The following is a 477-nucleotide window of genomic DNA, read 5'->3' as shown; positions in this document are numbered from 1 at the left end:
GCCGCTGCGGGTGCGGCAGGTGCCGCTACCGGTGAGCTAATCGCCCAGGTGCTTTATCCGGGCGTGAAACGCGAAGATCTGACGGAGAACGAAAAGCAGAAAATCGTGGCGCTGAGTACGCTGGCCGCGGGGCTGGCGGGCGGACTTGCAGGTGATGATACAGAAAGTGCTGTTGCGGGTGGTCAGGCAGGTAAGAATGCGACGGAATACAATCACTTTAATCTGCCTTCAGGGATGATGGATTATATTGATACAGCAGGCTCATGGAATCAGTTTGCTGTAGATAATAATCTCTCGCCCGAGCAGACACAGGCAGGGCTGGATAAAATAGCGAAAGGGGATTTGCCGGAAGGGGCGAATATCACCAAAGCGATAGTCGAAGGCTATCAGGATGGCGTATTTATGGCCGGTGCGTTTTATCTTGGTCCGACAATAGCCATAGGAAAAGGCATTACCGGTGCGGTGATTGGCGGAGGG

General features: G+C 53.9%; 1 protein-coding gene. It reads left to right on the top strand.

Translation table 11 applies throughout. The features are described 5' to 3' along the window. Positions 1-477: VENN motif pre-toxin domain-containing protein (locus DXU84_RS25255; protein WP_228389041.1), on the top strand; the 477-nt coding region annotated here is incomplete at both ends.

The organism is Rahnella sp. RcJ3, assembly GCF_009498575.1.
GTDB lineage: Bacteria > Pseudomonadota > Gammaproteobacteria > Enterobacterales > Enterobacteriaceae > Rahnella > Rahnella aceris.
Note: the sequence above shows the minus strand (reverse complement) of the source record. Positions and strands in the feature narration are given on the sequence as shown.